At 68.8% G+C, this 21,553-nt stretch carries 19 protein-coding genes and 1 pseudogene; 14 read left to right on the forward strand and 6 right to left on the reverse strand.

The genetic code is table 11. From position 1 onward, the window contains the following. The first annotated feature begins 39 nt into the window (after positions 1–39). Positions 40–558, forward strand: coding sequence for a PH domain-containing protein (locus NC595_RS04310; RefSeq protein ID WP_253565024.1), 519 nt, complete (start codon positions 40–42; stop codon positions 556–558). A 61-nt stretch (positions 559–619) separates the two neighbouring features. On the opposite strand, the gene NC595_RS04315 is transcribed toward NC595_RS04310, so the two are convergent. Beyond that, complete coding sequence (locus tag NC595_RS04315; RefSeq protein ID WP_253565025.1) at positions 620–2,068, reverse strand: peptidoglycan-binding domain-containing protein; 1,449 nt, start codon at positions 2,066–2,068, stop codon at positions 620–622. 89 nt (positions 2,069–2,157) lie between these two features. Next, positions 2,158–2,670 (reverse strand): hypothetical protein, encoded by a 513-nt coding sequence (locus NC595_RS04320; protein WP_253565026.1) that lies wholly within the window; start codon positions 2,668–2,670, stop codon positions 2,158–2,160. 382 nt (positions 2,671–3,052) lie between these two features. Between NC595_RS04320 and NC595_RS04325 the strand changes: the two genes are divergently transcribed. Next, entirely contained in the window at positions 3,053–4,621 is a 1,569-nt protein-coding gene (locus NC595_RS04325; RefSeq protein ID WP_253565027.1) for a glycoside hydrolase family 30 protein, read from the forward strand. Positions 4,622–4,641: 20 nt separating this feature from the next. Here the strand turns inward: NC595_RS04325 and NC595_RS04330 are convergent, their stop codons facing one another. Continuing rightward, positions 4,642–5,562 (reverse strand): AraC family transcriptional regulator, encoded by a 921-nt coding sequence (locus NC595_RS04330; protein WP_253565028.1) that lies wholly within the window; start codon positions 5,560–5,562, stop codon positions 4,642–4,644. A 105-nt stretch (positions 5,563–5,667) separates the two neighbouring features. Here NC595_RS04330 and NC595_RS04335 point away from each other — a divergent pair, with 105 nt between their 5' ends. The 3 genes from NC595_RS04335 to NC595_RS04345 all read left to right on the forward strand — a co-directional run bounded on the left by NC595_RS04335 (position 5,668) and on the right by NC595_RS04345 (position 7,311). Continuing rightward, positions 5,668–6,408, forward strand: a complete 741-nt coding sequence (locus NC595_RS04335) for an SDR family oxidoreductase (RefSeq protein ID WP_253565029.1) — start codon at positions 5,668–5,670, stop codon at positions 6,406–6,408. Between the two features lie 116 nt (positions 6,409–6,524). Further along, a complete protein-coding gene (locus tag NC595_RS04340) occupies positions 6,525–6,929 on the forward strand; it encodes a VOC family protein (protein WP_253565030.1) in 405 nt (134 codons plus the stop codon). A gap of 193 nt (positions 6,930–7,122) precedes the next feature. After that, on the forward strand, positions 7,123–7,311 hold the full coding sequence (locus NC595_RS04345; protein WP_253565031.1) for a CsbD family protein: 189 nt from the start codon (positions 7,123–7,125) through the stop codon (positions 7,309–7,311). A gap of 76 nt (positions 7,312–7,387) precedes the next feature. Here the strand turns inward: NC595_RS04345 and NC595_RS04350 are convergent, their stop codons facing one another. Beyond that, positions 7,388–8,077, reverse strand: coding sequence for a hypothetical protein (locus NC595_RS04350; RefSeq protein ID WP_253565032.1), 690 nt, complete (start codon positions 8,075–8,077; stop codon positions 7,388–7,390). 222 nt (positions 8,078–8,299) lie between these two features. Here NC595_RS04350 and NC595_RS04355 point away from each other — a divergent pair, with 222 nt between their 5' ends. Both NC595_RS04355 and NC595_RS20545 read left to right on the forward strand, forming a co-directional pair. Beyond that, positions 8,300–8,959 (forward strand): thiopurine S-methyltransferase, encoded by a 660-nt coding sequence (locus NC595_RS04355; protein ID WP_253565033.1) that lies wholly within the window; start codon positions 8,300–8,302, stop codon positions 8,957–8,959. Between the two features lie 1,018 nt (positions 8,960–9,977). Beyond that, positions 9,978–10,157: a hypothetical protein gene (locus NC595_RS20545; RefSeq protein ID WP_425493078.1), complete on the forward strand. Its 180-nt coding sequence runs from the start codon at positions 9,978–9,980 to the stop codon at positions 10,155–10,157. Positions 10,158–10,267: 110 nt separating this feature from the next. On the opposite strand, the pseudogene NC595_RS20550 reads toward NC595_RS20545, so the two are convergent. Further along, positions 10,268–10,810: pseudogene (locus NC595_RS20550) on the reverse strand (bacteriohemerythrin); the annotation flags it as partial. Positions 10,811–11,016: 206 nt separating this feature from the next. Between NC595_RS20550 and NC595_RS04365 the strand changes: the two are divergent. The 3 genes from NC595_RS04365 to NC595_RS04375 all read left to right on the forward strand — a co-directional run bounded on the left by NC595_RS04365 (position 11,017) and on the right by NC595_RS04375 (position 14,969). Further along, entirely contained in the window at positions 11,017–12,765 is a 1,749-nt protein-coding gene (locus NC595_RS04365; protein WP_253565035.1) for a phospholipase C, read from the forward strand. A 123-nt stretch (positions 12,766–12,888) separates the two neighbouring features. Next, positions 12,889–14,307: a cytochrome-c peroxidase gene (locus NC595_RS04370; protein ID WP_253565036.1), complete on the forward strand. Its 1,419-nt coding sequence runs from the start codon at positions 12,889–12,891 to the stop codon at positions 14,305–14,307. 62 nt (positions 14,308–14,369) lie between these two features. Next, complete coding sequence (locus NC595_RS04375) at positions 14,370–14,969, forward strand: transglycosylase SLT domain-containing protein (RefSeq protein WP_253565037.1); 600 nt, start codon at positions 14,370–14,372, stop codon at positions 14,967–14,969. Between the two features lie 113 nt (positions 14,970–15,082). Here the strand turns inward: NC595_RS04375 and NC595_RS04380 are convergent, their stop codons facing one another. Next, positions 15,083–15,679: an OmpA family protein gene (locus tag NC595_RS04380; RefSeq protein ID WP_253565038.1), complete on the reverse strand. Its 597-nt coding sequence runs from the start codon at positions 15,677–15,679 to the stop codon at positions 15,083–15,085. A gap of 437 nt (positions 15,680–16,116) precedes the next feature. On the opposite strand from NC595_RS04380, the gene NC595_RS04385 reads away from it, so the two are divergent. The 4 genes from NC595_RS04385 (at position 16,117) to NC595_RS04400 (ending at position 21,494) form a co-directional block, all read left to right on the forward strand. Further along, on the forward strand, positions 16,117–19,068 hold the full coding sequence (locus NC595_RS04385; protein WP_253565039.1) for a response regulator: 2,952 nt from the start codon (positions 16,117–16,119) through the stop codon (positions 19,066–19,068). Beyond that, complete coding sequence (locus NC595_RS04390; RefSeq protein WP_253565040.1) at positions 19,065–19,454, forward strand: response regulator; 390 nt, start codon at positions 19,065–19,067, stop codon at positions 19,452–19,454. Before NC595_RS04385 ends, NC595_RS04390 begins: the two co-directional genes overlap by 4 nt. Further along, positions 19,451–21,112 carry an EAL domain-containing protein gene (locus tag NC595_RS04395; protein WP_253565041.1) on the forward strand — a complete coding sequence of 554 codons (1,662 nt, stop codon included), beginning with the start codon at positions 19,451–19,453 and terminating at the stop codon, positions 21,110–21,112. Before NC595_RS04390 ends, NC595_RS04395 begins: the two co-directional genes overlap by 4 nt. Before the next feature lie 106 nt (positions 21,113–21,218). After that, entirely contained in the window at positions 21,219–21,494 is a 276-nt protein-coding gene (locus NC595_RS04400) for a hypothetical protein (RefSeq protein WP_253565042.1), read from the forward strand. The last annotated feature ends 59 nt before the right edge of the window (positions 21,495–21,553 follow it).

Genomic DNA, 21,553 nt, shown 5'->3' on the forward strand with positions numbered 1-21,553 from the left:
CATGCACCACCGCCCGAACCGCATCCCTGGAACCCACCCATGACCGACGAGATGAAGCGCTGCCCGGCCTGTGCCGAGCTGATCCAGGCGGCGGCGCGCAAATGCCGCTATTGCGGCACCGACATCGAGGCGTACGAGGCGGCGCATGCGCCCAGCGTGGAGCAGACACTGTTCACCGGTCATCCAAAGGTGATCTACACCTTCGGCCAGTATGTGCTGGTGGTATGCACGCTGGGGCTGGCGTGGCTGGTGTACTGGCTGCGCAGCCTGAGCCTGACCTTCACCATCACCACCCAGCGGGTGCGGGTGGAGCGCGGGTTGTTGTCCAAGGCGCAGGACAATGTCGAACTCTTCCGCGTCGACCACTTCGACATTCTCAAGCCGCTGGGCATGCGCCTGCTCGGCCTGTGCCGGGTCACCCTGCATTCGTCCGACGACGAGATGCCGGTGGTCGACCTCTACGGCATCCCCGGCCTGGAAGCGCTGGCGGACACCCTGCGCGAATGCTCGCTGCGCGAGCGCGCCCGTCGGCGGGTGCTGCCGATGGAGCAGATGTAGCGCCCGGTTCCGGACCGGTCGGTGCGCGTGGCCCGCACGCAGCGGAAGTCGACGATCGGTGTCAGGCGATGTGTGGCGTCTCCGCGGCCGGGATGTCGCGCTGCCGTGCCATGGTCTGCGTCGGCAGGGACGGTGCGGCGGTCGTTGCGGACAGCTTCGCCGCGCTCTGCGCCATCGGCGTGTGCACGGCCTGGGCGGTGGGGACGTCGGCGTAGCGTTTGATGCCGGCGTCGTTCTGCACGGCGAAGGTGCGCGAGCCGTCCTCGCTGATCGCCACCGCGTCGATGCGGGTGAGGCCCTGTGTCCTCGCCTCGGCGGCCAGTGCGGTGGCCAAGTTGCGGCTGAGCTGGTCCGAGCGCCGTCCCATGTCGGCGTCGATCTTCTGCACCCCGGCCAGCGCCTGGCGGTAGAGCGGGTTGTCGGGTTCGGTCGGGCCGGCTGTCGTCGCCTGCGGTCGGCGCGCTGTCAGCGCCTGCTCGAGCGCGGCGCGGGTCTGCGCGCCGGCGATGCCGTCGACGGCGAGGTGGTGGTCACGCTGGAAGGCCTCGGTCGCCGCGCGCGTGGCCTGGCCCGGCACGCCGTCGACGGCCAGCGGCTGACCCTGCGCGTCGGGATAGCCCAGGGTGACCAGGGCCTGCTGCAGCGTGCGCACCTCGTGCGCTTGCTCTGCCTGACCGAGGGCCGCCTGGGTGCGCGGACCGACTCTGCCGTCCACGTCCAGCCGCTGCGCGCGCTGGAACGCCTCGACCGCGGCCTCGGTGGCTGGCCCGAAGACGCCGTCGATCGCCAGCGGCCGGCCACCGGTGCCGGTGTAGCCCTGTCCCGCTAGCGCATGCTGGAGGTCGCGCACCTGCTCGCCGTGGTCGCCCGGTTGCAGCAGGCCCGCCTCGTCGGCGACACGGCCGCGGTGGGTCGTCTGCAGCGGCGCATCGCCGATCGCCACAGCGCGGAACGCGGCGTCGGGGGACAGCCCGCGGGCGAGGCCGGCGCGGTAGTCCGCCCGCATCTGCTCCAGCGCGCGGGCGGTTTCGTCGACGCCGATGCTGGCGCTGTTGGCGCCGCCGTAGTGGCTGGCGCCACCGCGATCCGGGTCGCCGAAGCTGGCCCACTCCAGTGCCATCGCCACCTCGGCCGCGTGCAGCGTGGCGTGCGGTTGGCCGGTGACGTAGTCGCGCACCTCGGGGCGTTTGTCGGTCACCAGGTACTCGGCAAAGATCCGGTCCTGCAGTTCGGGCGTGAAGCGCTGGTTCGGATCCAGGCCCAGGCTCGCCACCGCGCTGTCCATGGTGTCCGGGATGATCTGGTACAGGCCCACCGCGAAGATCTCGCCGCGATGCTGGCGCGCCTGCACCTCGCCCAGCGTCATGCTGGAAAAGTCGATGGCACGGCTGGAGCCGCGGATATGTGGCTGGCCGTCGTGGCCGATGTAGGTGCCGCCGTTGTAGTCGTCGTAGCCGCGGGCCTGCGATTCGCCGCGGTGGATGAGGTCGCGAAGGGGTTGCTGGCTCATGGAGACCCTCCCAGGATCGAGTGAGCGAACGTGTGGAGGCGCCGACGATCTGCGGGTGCCGCGATCGTCGGCGCGGGTGCCGGTATGCGTCAGTGCGGCGCCGCCCCGGACGTGCCGGCCGGCGCCGGCTCGACCTGCCAGCTGGTGATGCGCAGCTGCGACTGGCCGGCGGGTGCGTTCCAGTCGCGCAGCGGGCCGAAGGTGTTGGCACGCATCACGTCATGCGCGTCGCCGTGCCGGAACTGCATCTGGCAGTGGCCGTCGCCGCTGCAGGCGCTGAGCTCGGGGATCTCGCTACAGGCGCGGCAGCTGGCCAGCTCCGGATGGGACGAACACAGCTTTTGTGCGTTGCCGCCGACCACGTTGGCCAGGCACTTCGCGTCCGGCAGCGGGCGCCAGCCGTGGTCGAGCATCTGTTTGCGGAAGCTGCCGTAGGCCATGCCGGTGCGCAGCGCTCCCCGAGGCACGTCCGTCGACGCGGAATCCCGAGCCGGGGCGGAGGCCACCGGTGCCGAGGTCCCGGAGGACGGCAGCGGGTGCGCCTGGCATGCGCCGAGGGGCAGCGCCAGCGGGAAGCCAAGCAGGGGGAGGAAACGTTTCATGGTGGCGAGCTCCATGCCGGTGGAATCGACGGTCCGTGTGCTGCCGCCTTGTAGCGAGTCGACGCTGCAGTAGGCGGCTGCTGCAGAGCATGCCTCAGCCGCCGGCAGGGAAATGCGAGCCAGGCCGCGTTGTCGCCGGCTGCCCGGTCTCCCGGCGGATCGCGCGTGCCAGCACCCGCACCGCCCCGCGAAGCGGGTGTCCCGGCCCGCCCTCGCGGGGTTCCGCGACGCCTGTGGCGATGCCGATGCCGGGTCCGTCACGGTGCGCGCGCGGGCCAGTCGACGCCGGCGCGCTTTCGCTGCACTCTTCGATTGCCAGTACTGTGCCAGCGGGGGAATCCACGAGTGAACTGCGCCGTCGTCGACGGATCGTGCGTGCGCCATGGATGAGCATCGGGGCATTCCCGGCTGGCTACCGGTGGTGGGCTTCGCGCTGATCACCGGAGTCGCGTTGGCCGGCCTGCATGCGACGCGTCAGGAGCCGGCACCCCAGGCCGCCACGCCCGTGACCCGCATCGCCGACGAGCCGATCCTGCCGACCGTGCAGGTGTGGCTGAGCACGGCCGATCGCCGCGAGCTGCTGGCCCGCCAGCCGGATATCGGGATGATTCCGGGCACGGCGCAGCCGGGCGACGTGGTGGTCGATCCGCACGCCACCTACCAGACCATGACCGGCTTTGGCGCCGCCGTGACCGATGCGTCGGCGTGGCTGATCCAGAACCGGATGGATGGCGAGCAGCGCGCGGCCCTGCTGCGCGAGATGTTCGGTCCGCCGCCGGGTCTGAACATGGCCATGACGCGCCTGACCATCGGGGCCTCGGATTTCTCGCCCAGGCCCTACACCCTCGACGACATGCCAGCCGGGCAGGTCGATCCGGAGCTGGCGCATTTCAACGTCGGCACCAATCTGCACGACCTGATCCCGACCGTGCGCGAGGCGCTGGCGATCAACCCGCAACTGCGGATCGTCGCTTCGCCGTGGAGTCCGCCGGCGTGGATGAAGACCAGCGGCAAGCTGATCGGCGGCGAACTGCTGCCGGAGTACGAAAGCGCCTATGCCGACTATCTGGTGAAGTACGTCGACACGTTTCGCGGTTACGGCATCCCGATCTTCGCGCTCACCGTGCAGAACGAGCCGGGTTACGAGCCGGCGACCTATCCCGGGATGCTGATGCCGGCGGCAATGCGGGCCAGCCTGATCGGGCAGTACCTCGGTCCGGCACTGGCTGCGCGCAGGCGTCGGGTGCGCATCCTGGCGTGGGACCACAACTGGGACGCACCGGACCAGCCGCTGGACGTGCTGGCCGATCCGCTGGCCGCGCCCTACGTGTCCGGCGTGGCGTGGCACTGCTACGCCGGCACGCCCTCGGTACAGACCGACGTGCATCGCGCGCATCCGGACAAGGATACCTACATCACTGAATGCTCGGGCGGCGACTGGGCATCGGCGAAGCACGGCGAGCTGTTGTGGTTCGCGCGCGACCTGCTGCTGGCCGGCATCCGCAACTGGGCGCGCGGCGTCATCTACTGGAACCTGGCGCTGGACGAGAACCACGGTCCGCATGCCGGTGGCTGCGACCTGTGCAAGGGCGTGGTCACCATCGACTCGCAGACCGGCGCGGTGATCCGCAATGACGAGTACTACGCGTTCGCGCATTTCAGCCGCTTCGTGCCGCCGGGCGCGGTGCGGGTGGGTTCGAGCGAGCCGGACAAGGACATCGTCAACGTGGCGTTCGTGATTCCGGACGACGGCACGCTGGTCATGGTCATGGTCAACAGCCGCACCGAGGCTTTTGCGGCGAAGGTGGACGCGGGCGACGTCGGTTTCCGCTACACCCTGCCGGCGCAGAGCGTGGCCACCTTTGTCTGGCAGCCGGATCCGGTCGGTAGCTGGGCGAGGCGGCTCAAGCGTTGGCTGGGCGATCTTCGCGCCGTGGTGCCGCACGGCTGAGGCGCCGCGCCCGGCATCGCTCAGTCGGCCCGTTGCGATGCAACGTGCGATGGCCCTCGCGCATAGTGCGAGGGCGTCACGCCGACATGGCGACTGAAGGCGATGCTGAAGGTGCTGGCCGAGCTGTAGCCGACGCGCTCGGCGACCTCGGCGACGTTGTTTTCGCGACGACGCAGCAGCTGCTTGGCCAGCGCCATGCGCCAGCCGAGCAGGTAGGCCATCGGCGTTACGCCGACGGTGCGGTTGAAGCGCTCGAAGAACGCCGAGCGCGACAGCGCGGCCTGCTTCGCCAGCTCCGCCACGGTCCAGCCGCGGGTGGGGTGCGCGTGCATGGCGCGGATCGCCATGGCCACGCGTTCGTCGGCCAGTCCGCGCACCAGGCCGGGAGAGGCATCCGTGCCGGCGGTGGAACGCAGCGCCTCGATCAGCAACACTTCCAGCAGGCGGGCCAGCACCACCTCGCGTGCCGGCCGCTGCGCGCGCGACTCCTCGCCCACCAGCTTCGTCAGCAATGCGAGCCGGCGCTCGCCGCGCACGTGCACCAGTTGCGGCAGCAGCGACACCAGCAGGGCGGCGTCGGGCGAGTCGAAGCTGCAGTGGCCGACCAGCATGCGCAGATCGGTCGGGCCATCTTCACTGCCGATGCGGTACACGCCTTCGGCCTGCGCCACCGGCACGCTGCGGGTGCCGGCCGGCGGCGGCTGCAGGCTGGACATCGTCATGCCCCAGACCGCCGGCACCAGCAGGAAGTCGCCGGGTTCGAGAGCGATCGGCGCGTGCTCGTCCACCGCGACGCGGCAGCCTCCTTCCAGCAACAGGCAGTAGAACGGCTGCCCGGTGTCGGAACGCTGCACGTGCCACTGGCCGGCGCCGGCCACGGTCTTGGCGAACCGGGCGGCGGGTTGCAGCAGGGAGACCACCTCGGCGAGGGGATCGGTCATGCCAGGACTCCTGGAAAACAGATATGGACTTCTGATCGTAGATGGTACGGTCTCGGCCACCTATCGTGGCGCTCCTGCCTCTTTCCCCGCACCCAAGGAGCTTCCATGAAGACCGTCCTGATCACCGGCTGTTCGTCGGGCTTCGGCCTGGCCATTGCCCGCACTTTCCTCGACCGTGGCTGGCAGGTCGTAGCCACCATGCGCACGCCGCGCGAGGACCTGTTGCCGGTCTCCGACCGCCTGCGCGTAGTGCCGCTGGATGTCACCGACCCGGCCAGCATCGACCGCGCGGTGGCCGCGGCCGGGGCGGTCGACGTGCTGGTCAACAACGCCGGCTTCGGTGCCGCGGCTCCCTTCGAATTGACCTCGCCGGCACTGGCCCGCGAACTGTTCGAGACCAACACCCTCGGCACGATGGCGCTGACCCAGGCGGTGTTGCCGCAGTTCCGGGCACGCCAGGCGGGCGTGATCGTCAATGTCACCTCCAGCGTCACCCTGAAGGCGCTGCCGCTGCTGGCGATGTACACCGCGAGCAAGGCCGCGGTGAACGCCTTCACCGGATCGATGGCAGTGGAGCTGGCGCCGTTCGGCATCCGCGTGCACCTGGTGCTGCCCGGTCGGTCGCCGGAAACCCGGTTCGGCGACAACGCGCGCCGCGAAGGTCTGGAGCACGACGCCTACGCCGGGACGGTGCGGCAGGTGCTGGCCGGCATGCGCGACACATCGGGTCCGGTCACCCATGCCGCCGACGTGGCCGAGGCGGTGTGGTGCGCTGCCACCGATCCCGACTCGCCGATGCGCCTGCCGGCGGGGGAGGATGCGCTGGCCTGGGCGCGGGCCAGTTGAGCGGAGCGGATGGCATGCGTTCGCGCGCGGATGTCGATGCGCGGCGTGCCGGCACGTCGGGAGAGTGAGGGGGCGCTGGTGCACCCCCGGATTTCACCCACCCAAGGAGCCTCCCCATGCAACTGGTCGCCTATCTCAACTTTCCCGGTACCGCACGCGAAGCAATGGATTTCTACGCCGAGGCGCTCGGCGGCAAGGTCACCCAGCGCTTCACCTACGGCCAGTCGCCGATGTGCGAGCAGATGTCGGAGGCCGATCGCGACAAGGTGATGCACTCGCAGGTGGAGGTCGGCGCTGCCCTGCTGATGGGCGCCGACGGCCCTTCGCCGCACGCAGCCGGCAGCACCACGGTCAACGTCATGCCGGAGACGCCGGAAGAGGCCGAACGCATCTTCGCCGCGCTGGCGGCCGGCGGCGAGGTGACGATGCCGCTGGAGGAGACGTTCTGGGCCCACCGCTTCGGCGCAATCACCGACCGGTTCGGCAAACGCTGGATGGTGAATTGCCTCAAGCCGATGTGACCGCCACCGGCGGGCATGACGCCCCGGCGCGCGGGAGCCGGGGCGGTGCCGTCACCCGTCGCTGATCAATCGATACCTGCGCTGACTGCGATCTCACGGGCGCGCGGGGATTCACGGGTGTGCGACAGACGCGCGCCTAGAACGGACTTGCCGCCGTCGCGGCATTCCCCCCCCACTGAGACGAGGTAGCGCCATGGACCCCAATCGCACCGAAGGCACCAAGCACGAGATCAAGGGCACGCTGAAGGAAGCATCCGGCAAGATCACCGGTAACCATGCCAGGGCAGCGGCCGGCAAGCTCGAGAAGAACGCTGGCAAAGTGCAGAAGGAGCTGGGCAAGGCAGCTGACGAGATCCGCAAGGACAACAAGCGCCATCACTGACGCGTTTGCGCGGGGCGGGCGGTCGGGACCGGCAGAGGTTCCGGCCGCCCTTTCGTTGAGGGGCGCCGGAATGCGCTCAACGTCGGCCGGGCGGTGTCAGCAGCGGATTGCTGCCGGGTCCGCCGCGACTGGCCGCAGGGCGGCAGCCGTGGTCCCGTTCTACCCGGTCCATGTCCTCGTCGGTGATGCCCTGGGTGGCGCGCTCGCGCCGGGACAGGTCCCGCCATTGCGCGAGCTGCAGGCACTTCGGGTCGGCGCCGCCGGTGAGCCCGGCGATCGCCCGGGCCAGGCCGCCCGCCCCCTGCGAGCGTGGATCGGTCATGCGGAACACCGGCACGCCCGGCACGAACGCCTGCCCGGGCAGGCGGACGACCGATGGTGCGGCGGGTTGCAGTCGGTTTCCTCCGGGGATGTAGTCCGGCTCCACCGATGCCGCCGGGAGCGAGGTGAGGGGCGGTGGCGCGGCGGGTGTCGGCGCCTGGGTCCTCGCCGCCGTCTGGCGTATGGCGGCGCGCGACAGGCGATGCTGGCGCTTGGCAGCGTCCGGCGGTGGCGCGTGGTGCGAGCCATGGATGGCTTTTGTCGGGGCAGATGTCGTGGCAGGGGCGCGGGTAATCCAACGCAGGCGAAGCGCGTCGTCCATCCGCCGGCTGGGCGGGCGTTCCTGCCGGCCCGGTGCCCCGGGCGTCGTCAGCACCAGCCACGCGGCCAGGTGCAGGGTCAGGGTGAGTGCCAGCGGCACGGCGCGCGCCATTGCTCGTGTCATCGCCTTCCAGCGGGATGGCGCTACAGCAACCGCGGGTCGTGGCAGGGGCATCCGTCTTCCATGGCGGGTGGGCCTCGTTGGGACCGTGCAGGGACGCGGCAAGTTTCCGTGGATGCCACGTCGCGACGGCCACCGGAGGGCGCGCTTTGGCCGGCGATGCCCCGCATGGCAGGATCCGCGTTGGCGTCGCAGGCGGGCGGCGCGGACAGCGGGGACGATCGCGTGGATCACGAATTCTGGCTGCAGCGCTGGCGAGAGGGTCGCATCGGCTTCCACCAGGACGCGGTGACGCCCTGGTTGCGCGAGTACTGGCCGGGCCTGCGCTTGCCGCCGGGCAGCCAGGTGTTCGTGCCGCTTGCGGGCAAGTCGCTGGACCTGGCGTGGCTGGCCGCGCAGGGGCACGACGTGCTCGGTGTGGAACTGTCGTCGCTGGCGGTGGAGCAGTTCTTCGCCGAACAGCGCCTGGCGCCGCAGATGCGCGAGTCGCGTTATGGCCGTCACTACCGCGCGGGCAACATCGAGCTGATCTGCGGCGACGCGTTCGGGCTGGATACGGACGTGTTGGCCGACTGCGCGGCGGTATATGACCGCGCCGCGCTGATCGCCTTGCCGCCGCCGTTGCGCCAGCGCTACGCGAACCAGCTGTATGCATGCCTTCCGCCGGGCTGCCGCGGCCTGCTGGTTACGCTGGAGTATCCGCAGCAGGAAAAGGACGGCCCGCCGTTTTCGGTAAGCGGGCGCGAAGTGCGGGAGCTGTACGAGCGAGACTGGGACGTGGCGGTGCTGGCCCGTCACGACATCCTCGCCCGTCAGCCTGGCTTCATCGCAGAAGGCGTGACGGCGCTGGAGACGGTGGCCTACCGGCTGCTGCGGCAAGGCTGACCCACGCTGCAGCCCGGCGGGCGCAGGGCATAGCGCGTGGCATGATCGCGGCGCTATGCGGCATCAGCGTCGCCGTGTGGTGGCAGGTCGGCCAGCCTCTAACGGTAGGCGATCGGGCCCGGCGATGTCGTGCTGGCCGGGCGGATGGTCTTTACACCGGAACGGCCCTTGGCAAGATGGTGACGCCCGTCACACTCGGGTGCGGGTGGATCCAGATTCCCGGGCTTTCGTTCCGCGCAGGGAAGCGCCGTCATCGTCATGCGTGCGCCGACCGTCAACGGAGCGCGTTCGGGATCATGACAGGGGGAAGGGGAATGAACGTTGCCTTTCGGTGGACCGCCGCGATGGTCGGTGCCGCCACTGGCCGAGGCCGCGACGCTTGTCCGCGTACTGGGCGCGGGGCTGGTGAACATCCACCAGTACCGGCTCGCACATCCGGAGGCCTGCCACTGCCGCCCGAGCCACCGCTGCCGCCGGCGCGCATCCACCCTCCGTTTCTCCAGGCCCCGGTCCAGAAGACTTGACCGGAGTCGCGGCAGCACCAATCGGGGCCGACATGAAGACAAAGACCATCATCCGGGTGATGCCTACCCTCGCCGACGCGACGGCCGGGCGCGCATTCGCCGTGCCACTCGCCGTCTGGTGTGCGTTCGTCGCGCGCCCCGGTCGCGCGGCGCGCGCCCACCTCGCGGCAGTCCGGCTCCCGGATGCCGGGCAGGTGGGGGCGTTGATCCGCGCCGCATGGCTTTGCGTGTGGCTTGGTGCGAGCCTCGCGTTGGCGGCCTGCCATGGCGAGGAGTCCTCGTATCCGGCGAAGGAAGGCGTGCAGTTCCATCTCGGTTCGATCCAGCCGCGGGCTGGCTGGCAACAGCACGACGGGGTGCCATCGGTGGGGCGCCTGTACATCGATCCGAACATCGTGATCGGGGCACGCGACATCGTCGCGGTGGGCATCCATGGGTGCCATGCCGGCGGGTGCAGTGTCGACTTCAGGTTCAGCGCCGCCGGAGCGAGGCGCATGCGTGAGGTGACCCGGGCAGCGGTCGGCCGGCCGATGGCGATCCTGGTCGACGGACGGGCCGTGGCGATGGGTGTGGTCGAAGCACCCATCGGCGACGCGCTTCGCCAGTCGACGAACTCCCGTACCGAGGCGCAGGCATTGCTCGAGGCGGTTGCAGTGGTACCGCACGCCCCCTGAGCCAAGGCGACCCGGCATGGCCGGGTACGATCCTCGGTGCTTCCAGAACCGTTGCAGCCACAGCGCCTGCGCAGGTGCGCGCGCACGCCGCAGGAAAGGAAGTACGAGGTGTAGCGCGCGTCGCCCTCCATGATGTGGCCGGTGAGCCACTTCTTGAGGAAGTGCAGCAGTTCGAAGGTGATCGGCCTGCCTTCGGAGAACAGGCGTGACTGCATCGCTTCGTCGATCAGCGCCTCGAGGCTGTGCTCGTGCTCCTCGTATTCGGGGTAGTCGAACAGGTGCATCAGGCTCTCTTCCACGGCGAAGTGGATGTGGGTGTATTCGACCAGTCGATCGAGGATGGCAGGCGCGTCCTTGGTCGCGTGGTGCTCGACGATCGACGCGTGCAACTGGTTGAGCGGGTCGACCGGCACGCGGTGCTGTTCATCGATCCCCTCGATGCCCACGCTGAGCGCGTGACTCCATTCGGTCGGGGCGTGCGGCTGGCTGACGCCGCCGTTCATGTGGGGCCCCCAAGGTGGGACATGCGTACTCCGGGCGCGCGAATCGACCCGTCCCTTGAGCGACGTCGACCGCTTGCCGGGCGCATCCATGACCGCGATCACCCTCCGCGCGTGGTCGCCGGGAGCGTGCCCGGACACGTCGGCGGCCATTGCCCGCCAACGGCTCCCCGCGATTCGCAATTTCTTGCATGACAATCAACGACTTGTTTGTCCCGGAACGTTCATCTCCGGCTGCTTGAATCACCGCGAGGCCGCTGGCGACGCGCAGGTCCATTCGCCACCGGTACGAAGGGGGAATCCATCGATCGGGCCCGCCTGTGGGCCCGCGCTGCCGTCTTCTTTTCAGGAGTCTTCTCGTGCTCAGTCTTCGCATCCTCCGCAAGGCGCTGCTGCCGGCGTCGATCGCCCTCTTGGGGCTCGCGTTCGCGGCATCCGCCCATCCCGGTCCGGACCACGATGGCTTCGGCCACCCGGACCATCCGGGTCATCCCTGGCCGGGACACGGCCATTCGCCACAGGACGAGGTGCCGACCGCCACGCCGATCAAGCACCTGGTGGTGATCTTCGGCGAGAACCGTTCGTTCGATCACTACTTCGGCACCTATCCGGTGGCGGCCAACCCGGCCGGCGAACCGGTGTTCAGGGCGCGCCCTTGGACGCCCCGCGTGGATGGCCTGTCCGGCACGCTGCTGACGCAGAACCCGAACAAGCTCAACCCGCTCAACGGCGAAAACGCGGTCAACCCGTTCCGCCTCGATCGCACCCAGGCCAACACCGAAGGCCAGAACCACAACTACACCCCCGAGCAACTGGCCTACGACAACGGCAAGGCCGATCTCTTCCCGCACTACACCGGCAACAACACCGTCTCCAGCACCGGCACCTTCGGCACCCATGGCCTGGTGATGGGCTACTACGACGGCAACACCGTCACCGCGCTGTGGAATTACGCCCAGCACTACGCGATGGACGACAACACCTACACCGACACCTACGGCCCGTCGACGCCGGGGGCGATCGCGGTGGTGTCGGGCACCAACAACGGCGCGCAGATCGTGCTGGGCAAGGGCGCCACGATCCCCGACGGCATCGGCGGCCTCAGCCTGGTCGGCGATACCGACCCGGCCTACGACGTGTGCTCGTCGACCAGCAACACGCTGATGATGAGCTCGAAGAACATCGGTGACCTGCTCAGCGCCCACCACCTCACCTGGGGTGGCTTCATGGGTGGCTTCGACCTCACCGCGACGAACGACAACGGCTCCACCGGCTGCGGGCGCAGCACCTATTCGAGCGTGCTGGCGGCGACCAAGAGCGACTACATCCCGCACCACAACTGGTTCCAGTACTACGCCTCCACGTCCAACCCGACCCACGAGCGTCCGACCTCGGTGGCGCTGATCGGCCATGCGGACCCGAAGGACGCCACTGCTACCCCGGTGCACCACGAGTACGACCTCAACGACTTCTTCGCGGCGGTGTCGGCGGGCAATTACCCGTCGGTGAGCTACCTGAAGATGCCGGCGGTGGGCGACGCCCACCCGGGCAACTCCGATCCGCTGGACGAGCAGGCGTACATCGTCAAGGTGGTGAACTTCCTGATGCAGCAGCCGGACTGGAGGAGCACCGCCATTGTCATCACCTACGACGACTCCGACGGCTGGTACGACCATCGCTACGCCGCGCCGACCACCGCCTCGTTCGACGGTGTCACGCCGGAGGGCACCGTCACCGGCGCCGATCAGGTCAATGGCCCGGGCGTGTGCAATGCGCCGAGGGCCAAGCCGGGGATCGGCGTGAATGGCGGTCGCGTCAACGGCCGTTGCGGCCCGGGCACGCGCATCCCGTTCCTGGTGATCTCGCCGTATGCGCGCGAGAACTACGTCAGCGACGTGCGCCTGACGCAATCCTCGGTGGTGCGCTTCATCGAGGACAACTGGTTGTACGGCGAGCGCATTGGCCAGGGTTCGAACGACGCCAGCGCGGGCAGCATGATGAGCCTGTTCGACTTCGGCCATCGCGACCGCGACGACCGCGCGTCGCGGCTGATCCTCGACCCGGACCAGGGCACGGTGGTGCCGCCGTCGCGTCCGTGGCACTCGTGATGCGGCGCCCTGCCGGTGGATGCCGCCGGCAGCGTTGAGAGGTAACCCGGACCGCCCGGCGCTGTCGGGTGGTCCGGGCTGTTCCCGCGCGGAGCGCGATCCGCGCGATGGCCGGATGGGTTTATGACCAAGGTTTCCCCGATCTTTCCCGGTGTCGCGAGGCGGCGCGGCGTTCCGTCCGTGCTGCTGCCGGGCCTGCTGAGTCTGCTTGGCCTGTGCGGTGGCGGCCTGCTGGTGCAGCGGGTCGCTCATGCCTCCGTGGATACCGGCGGCATCAATCCCCATCCGGTGACCCTGCGCCTGCCGCCGGACGCGCCGTTGAGCGCGGTCGCGCGACTGGGCAAGGCGCTGTTCTTCGATCCGATGCTGAGTGGCTCGGGCCAGCAATCGTGCGCGTCCTGCCACAGCCCGGCGTTCGGCTACAACCCGCCCAACGCGCGCGTCGTGCAACCCGGCGGCATGCACATGAAGCAGGCCGGGTTCCGACCGCCGCCTTCGCTGGCTTACCTTTACCGCCAGCAGCCCTTCGGCATCGGTCCGGATACGGTCGACAACGACGTGCCGGTCAATCTGGACAGGCTCGCTGCGTCGGTCCGTAATGACCCGCGGGCCCGCAAGTCGGCCGGAACGCGGCCGGCCGGCGTGGCGATGGTGCCGCAGGGCGGGCTGTTCTGGGACGGTCGCGCCGACTCGCTGCAGCGTCAGGCGATCATCCCCATGCTCAATCCGGTGGAGATGGCCAATAGCGACGTGGCGTCGGTGGCGAGAAAGCTGGCGCAAGGCCGCTATCGCGCCACCTTCGCGCAACTGTTCGGCCCGGGCATCGTCGACGACCCGGTGCAACTCGTGGACGAGGCGATGTTCGCGATCGGCCGCTTCGAGCTTGAGGATCGCTCCTTCCACAGGTTCACCAGCAAGTACGACGCCTGGCTCGAAGGCCGGGCGCGATTGACACCGGCCGAGCAGCGCGGTCTGGCCCTGTTCAACGATCCGCACAAGGGCAACTGTGCCGCCTGCCACCTGAGCCAACCGAGCCGCGACGGCCTGCCGCCGCTGTTCACCGACACCCAGTACGAGGCGCTGGGCGTGCCGCGCAATCCGGCCATCCCGGCCAATCGCGATCCGCGCTTCTTCGACCTGGGCCTGTGCGGGCCGTTCCGTCGCGACCTGGCCAGCCAGGTCCAGTACTGCGGCATGTTCCTCACGCCGACCCTGCGCAACGTGGACCGCCGCCGGGTGTTCTTCCACAACGGCGTGTACCGCACGCTCAGGCAGGTGCTGGATTTCTACAACCTGCGCGCGGTGGCGCCGCAGAAGATCTATCCGCGCGGCGCGGATGGCCGGGTGGCGATCTACGACGACCTGCCGAGGAAGTACCGCGCGAACGTCGATAACGCCGACGCGCCGTTCGACCGCCACGTGGGCGATCCACCGCCACTCAGCGGACGGGACATCGATGATCTGATCGCGTTCCTGCACGCGCTGGATGACGGCTACGCGGCGCGGCCCGCCTCGCCCCGCACGGGAACATCGGCACGATAGGCACACACCGCCGGGCGCGGGACCGGGGTGTCACCCGCGTCCGTGCCGGTTACCCTGAGGGCATGGACCTACCACACACAGCCGCTGCCCGCCGGCCACTCCGTTTCGCCCTGTTCCTGACGATCCTGCTCGCCCTCGGTGGCTGTGCGACCGCACCGCCGCGCAACACCGGCAACCTCTGCCAGGTGTTCGACGAATACCCGGGCTGGTACCACGACGCCCGCGATGCGCAGAAGCGTTGGGGCACGCCGGCCAACGTGCTGATGGCGTTCGTGCAGCGCGAGTCCGGTTTCCGGCAGAAGGCGAGGCCCGACCGGCCGTGGTTCCTGTTCATTCCCCTGCCGCGGCGATCGAGCGCCTACGGCTACGCGCAGGCGCAGGATCCGGTGTGGAAGGAGTACCGCAAGGAGAACGGCGGCTGGTTCAAGCGTCGTAGCGACATGGAGGACGCGCTGGACTTCCTCGGCTGGTACACCGATCGCATCCATCGCGAACTGGGCATCTCCAAGTGGGATCCGAAGCACCTGTACATCGCCTACCACGAAGGCATCGGCGGTTACCGCGCGGGCCACTGGAAGCGTGATCGTCACCTGCTCGAGACCGCGGACGAGGTGGACCGGCGTGCGCGCGAGTACGGCGCCCAGCTGCGACGCTGCCGGTAGATCAGGCCGTTGCCGGTGGCTGTCGGGGCATGAAAAAGGCGCCCGCGAAGGCGCCTTGTCCGCCGGCCGTCGCGGGATCGCGGGCGATCCCGGGCGGCAACGTTTAGGACGGGTCAGGAGGTCGGCGTGCTGGTGTTGCCGGCGAAGTCGACCACCAGCGTCACGCGGCGGTTGTTGGCGCCGGCGTCGCGAATCTGGCCCTTCTCCACCTGGCGGTTGCTGGACTCGCCGTAACTGACCGCACGCACCTTGTCGGCAGACAGGCCGCCGGTATTGACCAGGTAATCGCGCACCGCGTCGGCGCGCTTCATGCCGAGGCGTTTGTTGAACGCGGCCGAGCCGGCCGGGTCGGTGAAGCCTTCCACGGTGATCACCGCATCGGGATGGTGCTGCGTGATGACCTTGGCGAAATCGTCGAGCAGCGGCTTGTCCTGGTCGCGCAGCGTGGCATCGCCGAAGGCGAAGTGCGCTGCGGTGTCGACGTTGATGCGGCCCTGCATAGCGGTGATCTGCGCATCGTACTTGGCGAAGCGCTGCTGCATGTCCTGGGTGAGCGCGTCGATTTCCTGCTGCTGCTTCTGGTCGTTGGCGCGAAGCTCGCTGATCGCCGCGTCGAAATCCGTTTTCTTCACGTAGTTGGAACATCCGCCCAGCGCGATTCCCATCAGGCAAAGCGGAAGGAGGGCGAGGCGTGCGGTCTTGATGCTCATGGTCTGTCTCCTCATGCAACGGGCCCGTAGCGAGAGGTCGCTCGCATACTTCAGGCCGTCTCCGGTGCGTCTGCGTGGTCCCCTGTCCGCGCAGATGCCCGCTCCCGAGGCTACCCCGTGACGCCAGGCGCGAACTGAACCGATCCGCACCAGCACGCGCGGGGCGCGCTGGCCGTGATGCATGGCACGTGCCGGGAGTGTTGCCTTCGGGCCGGTGCATCGCGGACGGACGCTGTGGGGACTGGCGCGGCGGACCTGCCTGTTGCGGTGCAATGCCGAATCTCCTTGCCGCGGTCCGCTTCCGGGTGCTCCCGCTGACGTCGGGGCGCGTCGGCAAGGGGGCTGAACGAGTTCTGCGCTTGGTGCCATACTGCCCGCGTTAAGCACTCGGGAACGTGGGCGCTACGCGGCTGCGGGGGGCAGGGATGAAGCTGAAGATGTCGGCAAGGCGAGGCGGTACTCTCGCCGCGGCACTGCTGGTGCTGGTGGTGGTGTCGCTGGCGGTCAACCTGGTGATCGCGGGCATCGAAAGGGGCTCGCTCCGACGGCAGGTGCAGGCCGACAACGGCCATGCCATCGCACTCATTGCGCGCACGTTGCGCGACGACCTGGCGCGCGTCCGCGGCGACGCGATCATCCTCTCGCGCACCGTGGTGGCCGAGCAGATGCTGCAGGACGGAGGCCCGGCGCTGCGCCAGCGGGCCGAACGCCTGCTGCACGCGATGGCCGATGCGCGGGGCGACTATTCGCAGCTGCGCTTCATCGATGCAGGCGGCCGCGAAGTGGTGCGCGTGGACAGCCGCGCCAGGGTGGTCGAGGTGGTTCCGCCGGAGCAACTGCAGGACAAGAGCCAGCGACCATACGTCCATGCGGTGGCGAAGATGTCGGCGGGTCAGGTCTACATTTCCCGGATCGACCTCAATATCGAACACGGACAGATCGTCGAGCCGCAGGAGCCGACCCTGCGTGTCGGGGCGCCGGTGTTTTCCGGGGACGGGCAGCGCCTGGGCATGGTGATGATCAATGTCGATGGCCGCCACCTGCTGCAGCGCTTCGTGGTCGACGCGCAGCAGGCGCATGGAAGTGTCTGGCTGGTCGACGCCGCCGGCAACTGGCTGCATGGCCCGGATGCTTCACGTGACTGGCGCTTCGCCATCCCGGGCGCCCGTCGTGCCGGCATGGACACGGATTTTCCCGGCGCCTGGGCGGTGATGCGGGCGCATAAGCAGGGACAGTCTCGCGGTGCGTTCGGCCTGCTGACCTTCGATCAGCTGGCCGCTGCCGGAACAGGTCTCGTCCAGCCGGATTCGGCGTTCGGCCTGCGCGTCGTCGCGTTGGCGCCTGATCCGACGCTGGCCTCGATCATGTTCGATCGCGCGCACATGGTCGGGTATGCATTGACCCTGCCGGCGTTGCTGTTGCTGGCGGCGTGGCTGGCGCATCTGCGCGTGCGCCTGAGTGGTGTGGAGGCCGAGGTGGCCGCCAACAGCCGCCTGCTTAAAGACATCTTCGACCATTCGCGACTGTCGATGAAGGTAAAGGATCTGCAAGGCCGGATCGTGCGCGCCAACGATGCGGCCGGCGAGTTGCTTGGCCGGTCGCCGGACCAGTTGATCGGGCAGACCATCGATGCCGTCGCCACCGAAGCCACTGCGGCGACCATCGGCCAGCACGATCGCGAGGTCATCGACAGTGGCGAGGTGACCACCTACGAGGAGCAGGTCGAATACCTCGGCGGCAACTTCACGCTGCTCACCACCCGCTTCCCGGTGACCGACGAACATGATCGGGTCGTAGGGGTGGGCGCAATGTCGTTGGACATCACCTCGCGTATCCGCATGGAACAGTGGCTGCGCGTGGCGAAGGACCAAGCCGAGGCGGCCAACACCGCCAAGGCCGCCTTCCTGGCCAACATGAGCCACGAATTGCGCACGCCGCTCAACAGCATCATCGGGATCAGCGAACTGCTGCTCGAGCAGGCCGAGGAAGAGGATGACGATCCGCTGACGGTGGAGTCGCTGCACCGGGTGGTCGGGGCCGGACGCCACCTGCTTACGCTGATCAACGATATCCTGGACATCTCGCGCATCGACGCCGGTCGCGTGGAACTGGTGCTGGAGCCGATCCTGGTGAGCACGCTGGCCGAGAGCGCATTGAGCACGCTGCAGCCGCTGGCGGTGGCCAACGGCAACCGACTCTCGATGGTGGTGGCTGCGGATCCGGGAGTGGTCGCGATCGATGCGGTGCGCATGCGCCAGGTGCTGATCAACCTGCTCGGCAATGCGATCAAGTTCACCCGCGATGGCGAAATCACCCTCCGCCTCGAGCGCGACGTGGACACCCTCCGCATCGCGGTGACCGACACCGGCATCGGCATGACCCCCGAGCAGATGGAGCGCATTTTCACCCCGTTCGAGCAGGCCGACCGGTCGATCACGCGCCGCTTCGGCGGATCCGGACTGGGGCTGGCGATCAGCCGCCAACTGGTCCAGCTGATGGGAGGCTGGATTGCCGTGGAGAGCGAACCGGGGCGGGGGAGCACCTTCACGGTGTCGATCCCTGTCGGCGCATTCGAGGCGCCTTCGCGAGATCCCGGACCGGCCGCCCCGGACGAGCCGTCGCGCGACTCGCTGGTGCTGGTGGCCGATGACGACGAGGATGCCCGCCGGTTGCTGATCGGTGCACTGGAGCGTCACGGTTTGCCGGTGATCACGGCCTGTTCGGGGGCCGAAGCGCTGCAGCAGGTTCGCAGCCAGCGGCCGGCGGTGATGCTGCTCGACATCCTGCTTGGAGACATGAGCGGCTGGGATGTGCTCGCGGCATTGCGTGCCGATCCGCTCTACGCCAACCTGCCGGTGATCCTGTGCACGGTGACCGATCCGGACCACCGTACTGCCGCGCTGGGCGTGGTCGAGCACATGACCAAGCCGGTCGATCGTGACCAGCTCGTCAGGCTGGTCAAGCGCTTCGTCCGGTCCGGTCCGCAGTCGAACGTGCTGGTGGTCGACGACGACGATCACTATCGCGAGCAGCTTGCCATGGTCCTGCGTCGCGCCGGCTGTCGTGTGCGCATGGCGGCCAACGGGCAACAGGCACTGATGCACATGGAGCAGGAGCCGCCCGACCTGGTGCTGCTGGACCTGGTGATGCCGGTGATGGACGGGCTGGAGGTGATCGGTGCGATGCAGGGGCACCCGCTGCTAGCCCATGTCCAGGTCGTGCTGGTGACGGCGGCCGATGTGCCGCAACACACGGTGCAGAAGCTCAACGAGAGTGCGGTGATGCTGGTCAGCAAGGCGGAGGTCGGCCTCGACTGCATTGCGCGCCGGGCACGCGATCTGCTCGACCGCGTGGAGAGCGAGACACGGGACGCAGGGACGCGCGGATGAATACGGTGCTGTATGTCGAGGACGACGAAAACAATGTGTTCATGCTCACCCACCGGCTTCGCCGGCACGGGGTTCGCGTGCAGCACGTGGAGGATGGCGAGAGGGCGCTGGTCGCGGCGGCGTGGGACCCACCGGCAGCGGTATTGCTGGACATCAACCTGCCCGGCATGGACGGCCTGGCCGTGCTGCACCGCCTGCGCAGCGACGCGGCTACGCGGACCCTGCCGGTGATCGTGGTATCCGCCTCGGTACGCGAGCAGGATCGTGCCCGGGCACTGGGTGCGGGCGCCGATGCCTTCGTGCCGAAGCCGATCGACTTTCCGCACCTGCTCAAGGTGTTGTCACGCTGGGTCACGGTCGGAACACCGCCCGGAGGGCAGGCATGAATGCGGATGTGCACGTGCTGGTGGTCGACGACAACGAGAACAACCGCTTCATGCTGGTGCGGTACCTGCACCGGCTGGGCTTCCGCCAGATCACCGAGGCGGATGACGGTACCAGCGCGCTCGTGCGGATCCGCGAGTCCCGTCCCGACCTGGTGCTGCTGGACGTGATCATGCCGGACATGGATGGGGTACAGATGCTGGAGGTGCTCCGGCGCGAGGGCCGCATGGGCGACATGCCGGTGATCATGGTCTCGGCGCACGACACCAGCGAGATCGTCGTGCGCTGCATCGAACTGGGCGCCGAGGATTACCTGACCAAGCCGATCCAGACTCCGATGCTGCGCGCGAGGGTGATGGCGATCCTCGAGAAGCGGCGCCTGCGCGAGATCGAGCTGGAGTTCCTCACCCACTTCGATCCGGATACCCGTTTGCCCAACCGCCATGCGCTGATCGAGCGGATCGAGCGGCTGGTCGCCGGTGGCCGCCGCTTCGCCCTCGTCGCGATCAGCTGCCGCAACCATGGGAGCATCGCGCTCAGTTCGGGGGAAGACGACGCCACCGCCGGGCTGCGCGTGCTCAACGATCGTATCCAGGCCAGCGCATTGCCCACCGATATCGTCGCCCGGGTCGGCGACGGCACGCTGGCATGGCTGTTGCCCGACGTTTCGCCCGACCACGTCCTGCTGCGCGCGGTGGAGGATGTTCTGTCCGGCGATGCGCATGGTCGCGCCGGCATCGCCAGCGACTGCACGGCGGCCATCGCCTCCGGCCCCCCGGCGGACGCGGGCGAGGGTGCCGGAGATCTGCTCAGGCTGGCCATGAGCGAAGCGATGCGTGTCTCGCCGGAGTCCAGCGAACGGGTGCTGATTGCCGATCCGGCCCTGCGCAACCAAGCGCGCGAGGCCCTGGCGATGCTTCGGGACGTGGAGCGGGCATTGGCCGAGGGCGAGCTGCTGCTGTACTTCCAGCCGATCTTCGACCGTGATGCCCAGCGCCTGGTCGGGGCCGAGGCCTTGCTGCGGTGGATGCACCCGGTACGTGGCCTGCTGCCACCCGGAGCCTTCCTGGGCGCGGTGGAGGCCTCCCCATTGATGGAAACCCTCGACCTCTGGGTGGTGACGACCGCCAGTCAGGCGCTCGCGTCCTGGGAGCGGTATTTGACCGAGGACTTCCGCCTGCACGTGAATCTCACCGCGCACGGGATCATGTCGGGCCGCTTGCCCGGTCACGTCGAGCAGGTCGTGCCCATGCCGCTGCGTGGCAACTTGACCCTCGAGCTCACCGAGCGCGTGCACGTGGTCGACATGCCTGCCTGCGTGGGAGCGCTGCAGCAGATCCGCGCCCTGGGCATCCAGGTGGCGCTGGACGACTTCGGCACCGGGTTTTCCTCGCTCAGCCACATCAACCTGCTGCCGTGCGACCTGCTGAAGATCGACCGCAGCTTCGTCACCGGAGTGCAGGGAGACCCCAAGCGTCGACGCCTGCTGAGTTCGCTGATCGGCATGGCGCAGGCCCTGGAACTCGGCGTAGTGGCCGAGGGCATCGAGCATGAGGACGAGCTGCAGGTGTTGCAGGAACTCGGTCCGTTGCAACTGCAGGGCTACCTGCTGGGCCGCCCGATGCCGGCCGGCGAGCTGCTCGCGCGGATGGGCGGCTGATCTGCCTGCACCCGGCTGCGACCAGTGGCAGGCGGCAGCGCCACCGGGCAAGATGGGCGACCGGGTGCGGCCACGTTGCGGCAGCCGGCCGTCCCCGGGAGCTGCCATGGAACCGCAACCCCACATTCATTGCCCGCTGTGCCGCTGGGAGCCGCATGTCGACTCCCGCTGGGTGTGCACGCCCGCCGAGCCCGGGGCGGGCTGCGGCACCCGCTGGAACACGTTCTGGACCGCCGGATGTTGCCCGGGATGCGGGCATTTCTGGTCCCGAACCCAGTGCCCGGCCTGCAAGCAGGCATCGCCGCACCAGGACTGGTATCACTATCCGCCGGATGGCCAGACCGGGCATCCGCATCGCAAGGCCCTCGAAAAGGTGGACTGACCGCATGCTAACCAGGGTGGCCGCCTCAGACGCGGGAACCTACGGCCGCTGTCGGCGTC

It is taken from the genome of Dyella lutea (assembly GCF_024158035.1).
Classification (GTDB): Bacteria; Pseudomonadota; Gammaproteobacteria; order Xanthomonadales; family Rhodanobacteraceae; genus Dyella_A; species Dyella_A lutea.

Bases quoted from the DNA above. Each gene is read 5' to 3' on its own strand.
- NC595_RS04320 (WP_253565026.1), bottom strand. From the start codon at position 2,670: ATGAAACGTTTCCTCCCCCTGCTTGGCTTCCCGCTGGCGCTGCCCCTC.
- NC595_RS04380 (WP_253565038.1), bottom strand. From the start codon at position 15,679: ATGAGCATCAAGACCGCACGCCTCGCCCTCCTTCCGCTTTGCCTGATG.
- NC595_RS04345 (WP_253565031.1), top strand. From the start codon at position 7,123: ATGGACCCCAATCGCACCGAAGGCACCAAGCACGAGATCAAGGGCACG.
- NC595_RS04390 (WP_253565040.1), top strand. From the start codon at position 19,065: ATGAATACGGTGCTGTATGTCGAGGACGACGAAAACAATGTGTTCATG.
- NC595_RS04350 (WP_253565032.1), bottom strand. From the start codon at position 8,077: ATGACACGAGCAATGGCGCGCGCCGTGCCGCTGGCACTCACCCTGACC.
- NC595_RS04395 (WP_253565041.1), top strand. From the start codon at position 19,451: ATGAATGCGGATGTGCACGTGCTGGTGGTCGACGACAACGAGAACAAC.
- NC595_RS04400 (WP_253565042.1), top strand. From the start codon at position 21,219: ATGGAACCGCAACCCCACATTCATTGCCCGCTGTGCCGCTGGGAGCCG.
- NC595_RS04330 (WP_253565028.1), bottom strand. From the start codon at position 5,562: ATGACCGATCCCCTCGCCGAGGTGGTCTCCCTGCTGCAACCCGCCGCC.
- NC595_RS04340 (WP_253565030.1), top strand. From the start codon at position 6,525: ATGCAACTGGTCGCCTATCTCAACTTTCCCGGTACCGCACGCGAAGCA.
- NC595_RS04315 (WP_253565025.1), bottom strand. From the start codon at position 2,068: ATGAGCCAGCAACCCCTTCGCGACCTCATCCACCGCGGCGAATCGCAG.
- NC595_RS04370 (WP_253565036.1), top strand. From the start codon at position 12,889: ATGACCAAGGTTTCCCCGATCTTTCCCGGTGTCGCGAGGCGGCGCGGC.
- NC595_RS20545 (WP_425493078.1), top strand. From the start codon at position 9,978: ATGCGTGAGGTGACCCGGGCAGCGGTCGGCCGGCCGATGGCGATCCTG.
- NC595_RS04325 (WP_253565027.1), top strand. From the start codon at position 3,053: ATGGATGAGCATCGGGGCATTCCCGGCTGGCTACCGGTGGTGGGCTTC.
- NC595_RS04335 (WP_253565029.1), top strand. From the start codon at position 5,668: ATGAAGACCGTCCTGATCACCGGCTGTTCGTCGGGCTTCGGCCTGGCC.
- NC595_RS04375 (WP_253565037.1), top strand. From the start codon at position 14,370: ATGGACCTACCACACACAGCCGCTGCCCGCCGGCCACTCCGTTTCGCC.
- NC595_RS04310 (WP_253565024.1), top strand. From the start codon at position 40: ATGACCGACGAGATGAAGCGCTGCCCGGCCTGTGCCGAGCTGATCCAG.
- NC595_RS04385 (WP_253565039.1), top strand. From the start codon at position 16,117: ATGTCGGCAAGGCGAGGCGGTACTCTCGCCGCGGCACTGCTGGTGCTG.